Source organism: Arthrobacter ipis, assembly GCF_014694315.1.
In the GTDB taxonomy this organism is placed as follows: domain Bacteria; phylum Actinomycetota; class Actinomycetes; order Actinomycetales; family Micrococcaceae; genus Arthrobacter; species Arthrobacter ipis.
In genome coordinates this window covers 426,891-439,198 of sequence record NZ_JAAOXD010000004.1, presented here as the reverse complement: position 1 = coordinate 439,198, position 12,308 = coordinate 426,891, and the positions used below count along the sequence as shown (strand labels likewise).

11 protein-coding genes and 1 pseudogene are annotated in these 12,308 nt (G+C 67.0%); 3 read left to right on the top strand and 9 right to left on the bottom strand.

The features are described 5' to 3' along the window. Positions 1-65 precede the first annotated feature (65 nt). Positions 66-878 carry an RDD family protein gene (locus G9E11_RS14020; protein ID WP_190606679.1) on the top strand — a complete coding sequence of 271 codons (813 nt, stop codon included), beginning with the start codon at positions 66-68 and terminating at the stop codon, positions 876-878. An 18-nt stretch (positions 879-896) separates the two neighbouring features. On the opposite strand, the gene G9E11_RS14015 is transcribed toward G9E11_RS14020, so the two are convergent. The 4 genes from G9E11_RS14015 to G9E11_RS14000 all read right to left on the bottom strand — a co-directional run bounded on the left by G9E11_RS14015 (position 897) and on the right by G9E11_RS14000 (position 4,564). Further along, positions 897-2,129 carry a L,D-transpeptidase gene (locus tag G9E11_RS14015; RefSeq protein WP_190606677.1) on the bottom strand — a complete coding sequence of 411 codons (1,233 nt, stop codon included), beginning with the start codon at positions 2,127-2,129 and terminating at the stop codon, positions 897-899. 185 nt (positions 2,130-2,314) lie between these two features. Beyond that, the gene (gene ahcY, locus G9E11_RS14010; RefSeq protein WP_190606674.1) at positions 2,315-3,796 is read right to left on the bottom strand and encodes an adenosylhomocysteinase; all 1,482 of its coding nucleotides are present in this window, start codon (positions 3,794-3,796) and stop codon (positions 2,315-2,317) included. Positions 3,797-3,848: 52 nt separating this feature from the next. After that, positions 3,849-4,088 (bottom strand): Trm112 family protein, encoded by a 240-nt coding sequence (locus G9E11_RS14005; protein ID WP_190606672.1) that lies wholly within the window; start codon positions 4,086-4,088, stop codon positions 3,849-3,851. Between the two features lie 92 nt (positions 4,089-4,180). Further along, the gene (locus G9E11_RS14000) at positions 4,181-4,564 is read right to left on the bottom strand and encodes a DUF3499 domain-containing protein (RefSeq protein ID WP_102970687.1); all 384 of its coding nucleotides are present in this window, start codon (positions 4,562-4,564) and stop codon (positions 4,181-4,183) included. A 122-nt stretch (positions 4,565-4,686) separates the two neighbouring features. On the opposite strand from G9E11_RS14000, the gene G9E11_RS13995 reads away from it, so the two are divergent. Beyond that, positions 4,687-5,199, top strand: coding sequence for a metallopeptidase family protein (locus tag G9E11_RS13995; protein WP_190606670.1), 513 nt, complete (start codon positions 4,687-4,689; stop codon positions 5,197-5,199). Positions 5,200-5,259: 60 nt separating this feature from the next. Here G9E11_RS13995 and G9E11_RS13990 read toward each other — a convergent pair whose 3' ends face one another. The 5 genes and pseudogenes from G9E11_RS13990 to G9E11_RS13970 all read right to left on the bottom strand — a co-directional run bounded on the left by G9E11_RS13990 (position 5,260) and on the right by G9E11_RS13970 (position 9,925). After that, the gene (locus tag G9E11_RS13990) at positions 5,260-7,002 is read right to left on the bottom strand and encodes a DUF5719 family protein (protein WP_190606667.1); all 1,743 of its coding nucleotides are present in this window, start codon (positions 7,000-7,002) and stop codon (positions 5,260-5,262) included. Continuing rightward, a pseudogene (locus G9E11_RS13985) lies at positions 6,995-7,978 on the bottom strand (glycosyltransferase family 2 protein); the annotation flags it as partial. The gene G9E11_RS13990 and the pseudogene G9E11_RS13985, both read right to left, overlap by 8 nt. 328 nt (positions 7,979-8,306) lie before the next feature. Then, positions 8,307-9,218, bottom strand: coding sequence for an NUDIX hydrolase (locus tag G9E11_RS13980; protein ID WP_190606665.1), 912 nt, complete (start codon positions 9,216-9,218; stop codon positions 8,307-8,309). 16 nt (positions 9,219-9,234) lie between these two features. Next, positions 9,235-9,768, bottom strand: a complete 534-nt coding sequence (locus tag G9E11_RS13975) for a RidA family protein (RefSeq protein WP_190606664.1) — start codon at positions 9,766-9,768, stop codon at positions 9,235-9,237. 1 nt (position 9,769) lies between these two features. Further along, complete coding sequence (locus G9E11_RS13970; protein ID WP_003797879.1) at positions 9,770-9,925, bottom strand: Sp36 family protein; 156 nt, start codon at positions 9,923-9,925, stop codon at positions 9,770-9,772. A 37-nt stretch (positions 9,926-9,962) separates the two neighbouring features. On the opposite strand from G9E11_RS13970, the gene G9E11_RS13965 reads away from it, so the two are divergent. After that, positions 9,963-12,308, top strand: coding sequence for a transglycosylase domain-containing protein (locus tag G9E11_RS13965; RefSeq protein ID WP_190606661.1), 2,346 nt, complete (start codon positions 9,963-9,965; stop codon positions 12,306-12,308).

Genomic DNA, 12,308 nt, shown 5'->3' with positions numbered 1-12,308 from the left:
TACCCTAGTCTGTGGCGAACTAGACTTTGAGCGACCGGTGGCCGGAACGACGTAGGGGGCAGGAATTGAGTCCACTCATCACAGGCGAGGCAGTCGTCCTTGAACTCCGTCCGGCGTCCTTCGCTGCCCGCGCCCTCGGCCTGTTGCTTGACGTCGTGGTGCATTCCGCCCTGCTGATAGCAATACTCATGGCAATGGGCGCCGCCCGCGATGAACTGGACGAGGCGGCGGCCGGGGCATTCACCCTGGTCAGTGTGGTGCTGTGCTTCGTCATTCTCCCCGCAACGGTGGAGACCCTGACCCGGGGCCTGTCGCTCGGGAAACTGGCGGCCGGGCTGAGGATAGTGCGTGACGACGGCGGGGCCATCCGTTTCCGCCACGCGGTCATCAGGGCGCTGATCGGCTTCCTGGAGATCTACCTGACCTTCGGCGGTGTTGCCATCGCAGTCGCCCTCTTCGACGGCAGGTCCCGCCGGCTGGGCGACATTGTGGCGGGCACCTACTCGCTGCGGCGCCGGGTACCGGTGGAACCCTCAATCGTCCCCGTCACTCCGCGGCACCTGGCCGCCTGGGCTGAAGCCGCGGACATCGGCCGGATTCCGGACGCCTTGGGACGGCGTGCCGCGCAATTCATGCGCCAGGCTCCGCGGATGTCGCCGCTGTCGCGCAGCGGCATGGCCGCAGCCCTCGCCACCGAAATGTCCGGGTATGTGGCACCGTCACCGCCGCCGGGGACCACTCCCGACGACTACCTGGCGGCGGTCCTGGCCGAACGACGCATCCGCGAACTCCGCCGTTTGGGCGCGGCACGCACGGAAAGCAACAGGATCGGGGAACGGCTGCACCGGCTGCCGTTCACGGCGTCACGGGACAGCTAGCGTTTGGCGTACCGGGGCCTAGCGTTTGGCGTACTGGGCCCAGGGAATGTTCCAGTCGCCGTAGCCCTCGAGCGGCTCCACCGGCGCGGCGCCAGTGTTCAGGACCTGGACGACGTCGCCGGACTTCATGTTGTTGAAGAACCAGGCAGCGTCCACGGGCAGCAGCCCGACACAGCCGTGGGAAACGTTGGATACGCCCACGTAGCCCCATGCCGATTCGAGCGCCTGATGGACATAGACGCCGGAGGACGTGAGCCTGTTGGCGTACTCCACGGTCAGCGGCGGGTAGTACCCCTTGTCGCCGGGCTTCAGGCCGATGCTCCCGGCGTTGAACTTGGAATTCCGTTCCTGCTCCATGATCACGGCGTAGCCGGACGGAGAAAGCCAGTCGGAACCGCCCAGGGTGACGGGTGCGGTCCTGACCAGCTTGCCGTCGAAGTAGACCTTCATGGTTTTGGTGTTGTCGTCCACCACTGCCAGGCGCTGCTGGCCCACCTTGAACTGCACCTTGGCGTCGAAGTTGCCGATCATGCCGTTGCCGAACTCCACGCCGAACAGGTTCATGTCCACGGTGACCTGGCTGTTGGATGCCCAGAACTTCTCTGGGCGGATGCGCACCTTCTGATCCGAGTACCAGTGCCAGGCGACGGGCTGCTTGGATGAGACGGTGATCTTGACGGCCTTTTCAACCGCCGCCTTGTTGGTGACGGGTTCGCTGAACACGATGTCGATGGGCTGCCCTGCGCCGACCGTGGAGCCGTTCTCCGGGTATACGGCGGCGTCCGCCTCATTGGCGGGCTCCACGGTGGTGAAGGTCTGGGCCTTCTTGGTTTCCCGGCCCGCCTCATCCACGATCGTGTAGCTGTAGTTATAGGGCGTGTTGAAGAGCAGCGGGTCCACGGCTGTCCATGTGCTGCCGTCGGCGCTGACGGTGCCCTTGACGGACTCTCCCCCGGCGGTGGGCACCAGCACAACGTCCTGGACGCGGCCGTTGACCGCCTTGACGGAGGGCGCCACCGCGGGATTTACGCCTTTGGCGCCATCGAGCGGTGTCACACCCAGTTCCACGGCCTTGACCACGGGGGTGGCCAGGCCCGGCTCGTTGCGCACGGGGTTGGAGGCCTCGGATTGGGGCGCGGGGTTGGCCCAGCCAGGAGCGGTGGCGACGCCGATTCCGCCGGCGGCAACCGCAGCGCAAATAGCGACGACGGCGATGATCTTGCCGGTTTTGCGGTTGTTCTTTTCCGTCATGACTGGTTTCTCCGTGTCCCACCGGGCTGCCGATCGGCATCCGTCCGTGTGCCCAGCGGCAACGCTGACCAGTCGATTTTATCGCACGGCGGCGCTGCCCCTGGCGCGGAGGCCCACGGCGCGCCGGGTAGCCATGACGCGCAGCGGCGGCCACGGCGCACTCGGTGCGCCGTGGCGGGCCACTTTTAGTAGCGGTAGTGCTCCGGCTTGAATGGGCCGGCCACGTCCACGTCGAGGTACTCGGCCTGGTCCTTGGACAGTTCGGTGAGCTCAACACCCAGGGCACCGAGGTGCAGCCGCGCCACCTTCTCGTCCAGGATCTTGGGCAGCACGTAGACCTGGTTTTCGTATTCCCGCTCGCCTTCGGGCTGGTCCTTCTTGGTGAACAGCTCGATCTGGGCGATGGTCTGGTTGGCGAAGGAGTTACTCATGACGAACGACGGGTGGCCGGTGGCGTTGCCCAGGTTCAGCAGGCGCCCTTCGGACAGGACGATGATGGACCGGGTGGCGTCCGCCGCGTCGCCGCCGAACACCCATTCGTGGACCTGGGGCTTGATCTCGATTTTCCGGATGCCGGGGATACGGGCGAGGCCCGCCATGTCGATTTCGTTGTCGAAGTGCCCGATGTTGCCCACGATGGCCTTGTTCTTCATGCCGGCCATGTGCTCGGCCATGATGACGTCCTTGTTGCCTGTGGTGGTGATGAAGATGTCGCCCTGGTCCAGCACGCTCTCCAGCTTGGCCACCTGATAGCCGTCCATGGCGGCCTGCAGTGCGCAGATGGGATCGATTTCGGTAACGATCACGCGCGCGCCCTGACCGCGGAGCGCCTCGGCGGCACCCTTGCCGACGTCGCCGTAACCACAGACGACGGCGACCTTGCCGCCCATGAGGACATCGGTGGCCCGGTTGAGGCCGTCCGGCAGGGAGTGGCGGATGCCGTACTTGTTGTCGAACTTGCTCTTCGTCACGGAGTCGTTGACGTTGATGGCCGGGAAGAGCAGCTTGCCCTGTTCGGCCAGCTGGTAGAGGCGGTGCACGCCCGTGGTGGTTTCCTCGCTGACGCCGTGGATGCCGGCGGCGAGCCGGGTCCACTTCTTCGGGTCCTCAGCCAGCGTCCGGCGCAGGACGTCAAGGACGATCCCGTATTCTTCGGGGTCGTTGGCGGCGGCGGCCGGAACGGCGCCGGCCGCCTCAAACTCCACGCCGCGGTGCAGCAGCAGCGTGGCGTCGCCGCCGTCGTCGAGAATCATGTTCGGGCCCAGCTCAGGGTTCGTGTCAGCACCGGGCCAGGTGAGGATCTGCTCCGCGGTCCACCAGTATTCCTCCAGCGTTTCGCCCTTCCAGGCAAACACGGGAACGCCCTGCGGGTCCTCCACGGTGCCGGTACCCACGACGACGGCGGCCGCGGCCTCATCCTGGGTGGAAAAGATGTTGCAGGAGGCCCAGCGGACCTCGGCGCCGAGTGCCGTGAGGGTCTCGATGAGCACTGCGGTCTGCACGGTCATGTGCAGCGACCCTGCGATCCGGGCGCCCTTGAGGGGCTGGGTGGGTCCGAATTCCCGGCGCAGCGACATGAGCCCCGGCATCTCGTGCTCGGCGAGGCGGATCTGGTGGCGCCCGGCCTCGGCCAGGGAGATGTCGGCAACCTTGTAATCGAACGTCATGGGAATCCTTTGCTGTATCCGGCGTCTAGCCTTCTGCGGTGCTGGCTGGGTGTTAGGCGGTGGGGGCGGCCGCTGCCGGGCCGGCGTCGTGCTGGTCTGACCGGGCGGCCGTGGCTGCGGCGCGGAGCTCCGGGGGAAGCAGCAGCGGAATGCCGTCTTCGATGGCGTACCGCAGCCGTTCGCCGCTCTCCGCCGCCGCCGTTGAGACGAGTTCCTCGCCCTCCTGGGTCAGAGCCGATCCGGTGACCGGGCAACGCAGAACGGACAACAGTTCAGGACTGATCTTTGGCATGGTGGATGCTCCCTGCTGGGCACAAGCGCTGTGGCTGACGGATTTCAGCTTCCAGCCTACCGCCAGTTCGGTATGAGGACGGTCGGTGCAGCCTAGGACGGTTCGCGCAGGACGCGCAGGTGGCCGCGGCGAGTGCCTTCGGTTGCGGCGGGCGCTTCCAGCGCCGAGTGGGCGGCGCGCTGCCCCGGGGCCGGGGACGCAGGGCGGGACGCAGCCTCACGGACGGCGTCCGCCAGGGCGAGGAGGTCGTCCGGACCGGGCTGCGGCGGCTGCGAGGGCATGGCGAGGCGGAGTACTTCCCAGCCGCGCGGGACGGTGAGCGAATTGGCGTGCTGCTCGCAAAGGTCGTAGCAGTGCGGCTCCGCATAGGTTGCCAGCGGGCCGAGGACGGCCGTGGAGTCCGCGTAGACGTACGTCAAAGTTGCCACCGCAGACTGGCGGCAGGCTGACCTGGAACACTGACGTATTGCACCCACGAAAACACAGAATACTCCGCCTCAGGGAGATTTCCCGACATTGACGAACGGCCCGTGCCACGGCAGCGCCGCTCCGGTCCGGTTATGTCGCACAAATCATTCGGCGGGTCTAAAGTCTGTATATGCAGTCATCGCACCATTCTTCGGGTTTCACGGTCCGGTTGGCTGACCCGGAAACGCCCCGGGACGCCGACGGGGCTCCCGCTGGCCGGAGCTTCACCCAACGCCGGCGCAACCGGCACGGCCGCGGCCTCCGGGGCGAACTGCTGCTGCCCACGCTCCCCGGCTACCGGAGCCGCTCGGACCGGTTTGATGAACTCGTCATGGACTCCGCCCAGCGGCTTCATGACATCTGGGGCAAGCCGCTCGACGGCGTCCGGTTCGCCGTCGAGGAGATCCCGCCCAACCTGGAACAGCTGCTGGCCGACGGCTCGCCCGCTCCCCTGGGCTGCTATACCCCCGCCACCGAGGATGAGGGCCCCACCATCACGCTGTACCGCCGCGTGGTTGAGCAGGCCTGTCCCGTCAAGGAGGAACTCCAGGACCTGGTGCATGATGTGGTGGTGGAGCACACCGCCGAAATGCTGGGCGTCGCCCCGGAAACATTGGATCCGGTCTACCGCCGCCGCTACTAGGCCTGGCACCATCAGTTCCCACCCACGGCCGGCTCCAGCCCCCGGCGGCGAAATCCGCGGCTAGTAGCCCAGCGTCACCGGCACTTTTTCCTGTCCTTCTGCACCGGGGGCGATGGCCACGGTGGAGACATCGTTCCGGCCTTCCCGTTCCAGCAGCACCGTGCCGTAGGCGGCTCCGCCCGAGGCGGACACCAGATAGCCGACGACGGCGGAGTCCCCGATCCGGTCGGCTGCCTTAAGGGTGGTGGTGGTCCCGGCGGCGATGTCCGCGGTAGCTGCCGTACGGAATTTCCCGTCGGCTGTAATCGGGGTATAGGAAATGGTGGCCCTGCCATCCAGGGCTCCGAAGACCAGCAGCCGCTCCCCGCCCTGGGGAAGAGGGACCACGTGCTGGCTGCCCAGCTGGGCCGTGGCGGGCGACCACGCGAAGTCCAGGCTTTGGCTGGCCTTGAGCCCCCGGCTCACCCGGGCGGCGGCCACTATGCTGACGTCCGACGCTGCCGCAACGGTGTACTGGCCGGCCGGAACGCCGGACAGGGGAACCTCGGTAACGGTGCCTGCCTTGGCCGTGACAACGCCTCCTCCCGGAAGGGCCTGCTGGCCGGCGCGGCCAAAAAGCTTCACCTCCACCACGGCGTCCGACGGGCCGGGAACAGTGATCTGCAGCGACGGGCCGGCGTCGTCAAAACCGGATCCGCCGGTCAGTGACTTCACGTCCCCGGCGTCCTGGATGTCGATGCCCGTCATCACCTGGGACGGACCCGCGGAGGTCCCCGGTGCGATGAAATCCACGCCGCCGGAGGTCAGCCCGCGCAGCACGCTCTGCTGGATGAAGGCGCTGACCGGCCCGCCCGTACTCCGGACGTGCACACTCAGCCGTTCTTCCCCGGGGGCGAGACCAGCCAGGATGATGGAGCGCGTCGACTTCGGCCCCACCAGCAGGCCGCGGCTGCCGGAGGCCTTGATCTGGCCGGTCTTCCCGTAAAGCTCGAGGTTCACCGTTGCAGGGGTGGTGGAGGCATTGGTGAGGTTGAGGACGCTGCTGCGGCCCACCGCGGTGTTGGCGCCGCCGAGCCAGAGGTCGTTCGAGGGCGTCTGGCAGGCGGCTGCCGCCGAGCCCTGCAGGTCACCGTCGGTTGCCGTGTAGGCCATGAGCGCTCCCGCCGCCGGCTGCCGGTTGGCCAGGGCGTCCGCGGACAGCACGCTGACGTCGTCCACGGTTTCCCCTTCGACAACCCCGGCGAGTACTCCGGAGGAGCCTGGTGGTGCCGTCGCCGAGCCGGGCGCCTTGGCGATCCGCCTCAGCTCGGACCCCTTCAGGGCGGAGAGCGCGCTGCCGGGAAGGCTGCCGCCCGCCGCGCTGACCACCGCTGCGGATACGGTGCTCTTGGCTGTGGCGGATACGGGGCTGAACTGGGGGTCGGTCCCGACCGGCGTTCCTTCGAGGAGCCGCGCCGGAGCCGGGCAGACGTCCTGCACGCTTCCGGCCGGCACCGCCGCTTCCGCAGCCTCCAGCGGCCTGGCGGCCGACGGCTGCGGCGCCAGGGCTGTTGCCGCAACAAGGCCTCCGCCGGCGGCGAGGATGGCCACACCGGAGAGCACTCCGGCCACGATGCCGCGGCGGCCGGCGATGCGGCTGGCCCCGCTGGACCGGGTTCCTGCAGCGCGGGTTCCCGAAGCGCTGGTTCCGGAAGCGTTACGTCCCGGAGCGCGGGTCCCCGGAGCGGTGCCTCCAGTAGCCCGGGCTACCGGCCCGCTGCCCGGCTTCGCCGGCGTCCCGCCGTCGTTCTCTTCCTCATGCATTCTGGTATTCCTTACGCAGGGAGCCTTCGTCCCTGGACAGGCCGGTGTTGGGGCGCCGTGCCGGCATCGGGAGCGCCAGCAGGACCGTCAGGCCGATGACGGCGGCCTGGAGGATGCCGGACCAGAGCGCCCAGGGGCTTTCATACCGGACTGTCACCTGGCCGGCCTGCGGCGGAAGCGTGAAGGCCTGGGACCAGCCGGAGGTGGTGGAGGTCAGTTTCCGGCCGTCAAGCCAGGCGGTCCAGCCGGGATCTGCCCGCTCGGCGAGGACCAGCAGCCGGCCCTCAGGGCCCTTGGGCACCGAGGCCTGGGCTTCGGTCAGGTCCGAGCGGACCAGCCCGATCGTGGCGCCCTTGCCGTCCACAATGCGCACACGGTGGGCGACGTCGGCGGGCTGCAGGACGGCGTCGTTCAGCGGTGTCACGCGCCAGAGCCAGCCCGAGTCCGTGGGACCCACGGCTGTCAGTCCGGGAACCGCGTCCATTCGGCTGGCGGTCAACTGTGCCGCCGTGTCAGCGGCGCCAAGGACGACGAATCCGACGCCGAGACGCTCCAGTTCGGGCCGCGGGTCGACACCGCGGGCAGCCACCAGGGTGGCCACGCTGGCGCGCAGGGCCGCGGTAACCTCGTCGTCGTCGCGGACCGACTCCTGCCCGGGGTTGCCCAGGATGTCCCGGGCGGCCGCGATGGTTGAGAGGCTGTCCAGCGTGGTGCCGCCTCCGTGCATAAGGGAGGCGCTGTACGTTCCGTCCTCGCCGGTGCTGATCAGCAGCGTCCGGGTCTGCTCCGGTCCCTCGCCGCGGTCCACAGCGGTGGCGGGCAGCATCCGCGGGTCCGTGGGACCCACGAGCCTGGGCGCCCCGAGGTCCGCAGTGTCAGCGTGCACCGCGGCGCCGGCCGGCTGCACAACATTCTGCACCGCCCAGGCCGCCAGCCCGGCCAGCGGTCCGGCGAGCAGGAGCACCAGCGCCAGCACTCGGCTGGAAAACCCCCGCACAAGCCCTCCAGCAAATTCTGGAAGAATCAGCAGCATAGGACGCGTGTTGCAACGACCACTGGAATCCGCCGGGGAAAAGGCGACGGGATCTGAGGAAGCGTTGGTGAGTTAATCGCGAGCGGGGCTGCGGGCCTTCGGGTAGGAGCGCATCGCGGCCGATCGCGGCATGGAGGTCGCTCAGCGACCGTAATGGCGCCTATCGGCTGTGTCTAAGCGACGGGGAAGGGCCGCCGCCCCGCGGACCCAACCACCGACGACGGTGAAGGGGCCGCCGCCCCGCGGACGGAACCACGGAGAGGGCGGGAGCTTAGCGCTCGCGCTGGGGTTCGCCCGCTACTGTCTTTGCTGCCTCTACTTCGAGCATGAGTGTCCCGTTTTCGTCGACCAGCTTGGGCTGGTAGACGTGCGGGGTGCGCTTGTAGCTGAGGTAGGCGATGCAGCCGTTGGCTTTGGCCATCTTCTCCAGCATGATCTCGGAGCCGGGAACCATGAGCTGGCCGAGGGTGAGGCCAACGGTGTTCTCCTGGCCCACCTCATCACCCAGCACTGTCGTATCGCGCTCCGCGATCGCCTTGGTGGCGCACACCCACCGGCCCCAGACGCCCTTGCTCTCCAGGATGGAGGGCTGCTGGTTCATCGGGACGGTGGCGGCGAAGTACCGGGTGTTGAAGCGCCGGTGCGCGAAGTCCGGGCTCAGCCAGTTCACGAGCGGCTTGAGCAGGTCGGTGCGCAGGGACAGGCCCCGCTTGGCCAGCTCCGCGGTGAACGATTTTTCCTGCGACGCAACCGCTTCGCGGGCCTTCATCCACTCCACCGTGGACGTTGCCTCCACGGTGGAGGACAGGTCCGGGCCTGCCAGCAGCACGCCGGTCTCCTCGAACAGTTCGCGGACTGCACCCACCACGTGGCGGCGGGCCAGTCCGACGTCGTCCGTTCCCATCTGCTCGGCCCAATGCTGGGGCGAGGGCCCCAGCCAGCCGACGGCGTCGTCGTCGGAGGCGTCCAAGGAGCCGCCCGGGAAGGCGACGACGCCCAGCGGGGACGAGCCGGGACGGTAACCCAGCCAGGTTTCCAGGCCGGTGGGCGAATCCCGGAGGAGTACCACGGAGGACGCGAAACGGGGTTTGCGCGGAGTCCGTTCGCCGTGTTCGAGCCAGCTTTGTGCCGCCCCTTCAAGATCGGGAGGAAGAACAAAGAGCCGGCGTGCTAAGTGGGGCAAAGGAACCTACTGCTCCTTAGCTGAATTCGGCGATCAGTTCGACTTCCACGGGAGAGTCGAGCGGCAGGACTGATACGCCGACGGCGGAACGGGCGTGCTGGCCCGCGTCACCGAAGACCCGGCCCAGGAGTTCGGAGGCGCCGTTGATTACGCCGGGCTGGCCGGTGAAGGACGGGTCGGAGGAGACGAAGCCCACAACCTTGACGATGCGCGTGATGCGGTCGAGGTCGCCGATGACGCTCTTCACGGCGGCCAGGGCGTTCACGGCACAGACGGCGGCGTATGCCTTGGCGTCTTCCGGAGACACAGTAGGTTCGTCCGAGGCGCCCTCGGTGCCGGCGGACACCTTGCCCGTAGCTTCGAGTTTGCCGTTAATAAACGGCAACTGTCCCGAGGTGTAAACGTGGCTACCAGAGACGACCGCCGGCACGTAGGCGGCGACGGGGGCGGCAACTTCCGGGAGGGTCAGTCCGAGCTCGGAAAGACGCTGTTCGACGGCGGACGACGGCGTCAGATCAGCGCTGGAAGCGGTTTCCTGGGGGGTGGTCATGCTACTGCTTCTCCCTCTTGAGGTAGGCGACAAGTCCGTTGCCGTCGGGTCCGGGGACTACCTGGACAAGCTCCCAGCCGTCGTCTCCCCACTGGTCCAGAATCTGCTTCGTGGCGTGGATGATGAGCGGAATCGTGGCGTACTCCCATTTGGTCATGAAATAAAGCCTAATCGTTGCCGGTAAACTGGAGAACATGGCGACTCGTAAGAACCCCATATTCGACACGGCCACCACCCTCGGAAAGATTTTTGGCTTCCTTGGCGTGAGCGCTATTTGTGGCGTCCTCGTGGCCGGCCTGCTGGTTCCCGCAGCCGCCGTCTCAGGCAGCACGGCCAGCGGCTCGATCGAATTCTTTGACACCCTGCCCGCTGAGCTCCAGGTGGACCCGCCGAGCCAGTCCACCAAGGTCCTGGCCGCGGACGGGAGCGTGATCGCCAACCTGTACGCGGAAAACCGAACCCGTGTTCCGCTGGACCAGATCTCCCCGTACATGAAGGACGCGGTGATCTCCATTGAGGACAGCCGGTTCTACGAGCACGGCGGGGTGGACACCACCGGCATCCTCCGCGCCCTGGTCAGCACGGCGCGGGGCAACAAACAGGGTGCCTCCACCATCACGCAGCAGTACGTCAACAACGTCCTCAACGCCAACCTTGAAGCCGAAGGCAACTCCGACGAGATCAAGCTCAATGGCGTTAACAAGGGCGTCGGCGACAAGCTCCGCGAAATGAAGCTCGCGATCGCCCTGGAGAAGAAATTCACCAAGGAGCAGATCCTTGAGGGCTACCTGAACATCGTCTTCTTCAACCGTGACGCGTACGGTATTGAGGCCGCCTCCAAGTTCTTCTTCAGCACCACCGCAAAGAACCTCACGCTCCCCCAGGCCGCACTGCTTGCCGGCCTGGTGAACAGCCCTTCCGCCTTTGACCCGATCACCAATCCGGCCAACGCGAAGAAGCGCAGGGACCTGGTGCTGAGTGCAATGCTCACGCACAACAAGATCACAAAGGCCCAGTACACCGCCGCTGTTGCCACCCCTGTCGCGCCTAAGGTGACCCCGGCACGTCAGGGCTGCGCCTACTCGCCCACTGCCCCGTACTTCTGCGACTACGTCCTGCACCTCCTGCTGAACAACCCGGCCTATGGAGCGGACGCCACCGAACGCGAGAAGAAGGTGTTCCGCGGCGGACTGACCATCAAGACCACACTGGACCTGAAGGCGCAGAAGGCCGCGCAGGACCAGGTCAACGCTGCTGCCGGCTCGAACCCGGACAAATGGGGCGCCGCGCTGGTTTCCCTTGAGCCGGGAACGGGCAAGATCGTCAACATGGCCCAAAACACCTCGTGGTTTGCGGGCAAGGGCAAGTTCGACTCCCAGATCAACTTCAGCGTCGACCAGTACGACGAGCAGGGCAACGACCTGAACGGCCTGGGCGGTGCACAGCCCGGCTCCACCATGAAGCCGTTCACGTTTGCCGAGTGGCTGAACGAGGGCAAGTCAATGAACACCATTGTCAACGCCTCCCAGCGCCGCTACCCGCAGGATTTCCCGTGGACGAATACCTGCGACACCCCTACCGTGGGCTGGTACGACAGCACCAACGGCACGGAGGACCTCCAGAACGCCGAAGATGGCTACTACCGGCCCATGAGTGTGCTGGACGGCCTGAAGAACTCCATCAACACGGCGACGTTCGCCTCGGCCTCGCAGGTTGACCTGTGCGGCATCCAGAAGGTTGTGGACGCTGTCGGACTGCACGAAGGCCTGCCGACCCGGGACAAGGAAACCAACGCGGTGGTGGATCCGAACCCGAAGATCACCATGACCACCATCGGCAACCTGCTGGGCTCCCGGCAGACGGCCCCGCTGACCATGGCCGCGGCCTTTGCCACGTTCGCCAACGACGGCAAGTACTGCGCGCCGATCGCCATCACGTCGGTGACCGACCAGACCGGCGCACAGCTGCCCGCCCAGGCCCCTGCCTGCCGGGACGCCCTCAAGCCCGAGGTGGCGCGCGGCGTGAACTATGCCCTGCAGCAGGTCCTGAACGAGGGATCCGGCTCGCTGATCGAGCCCCGGATCTCCACGCGGACCAGCTTCCCGATCGCCGCCAAGACGGGTACGTCCAACAACAACGGCTCCACCTGGGTTGTCGGCCACACCATGGGCCTCGCGACGGCGGCGTGGTTCGGAGATCCACTCGGTAGCCAGCAGCGCGCCGGCCAGAACGTGACCATCAACGGCAAGTTCTACACCGGCATCGACGGCTACATGATCGCCGGCCCGATGTTCTCGAACTACATGTCCCAAATTGCTCCGGGCTACGGCACGGAGCCCTTCCCGGAACCGCCGTCGAACCTGCTCTACGGCACGCCGCAGTTCGAGCCCACGGTCCCCAACTTTCCGAACATCCCGCCCCAGGGCGGAAACACGGGCGGAAACACGGACACCGGCAACAGCGGTGGAAACACCGGGGGCACGGGCAACAACGACAACAAGAGCAATGGAAACGGCAACAGCACCAAGGGGAACGGCTGA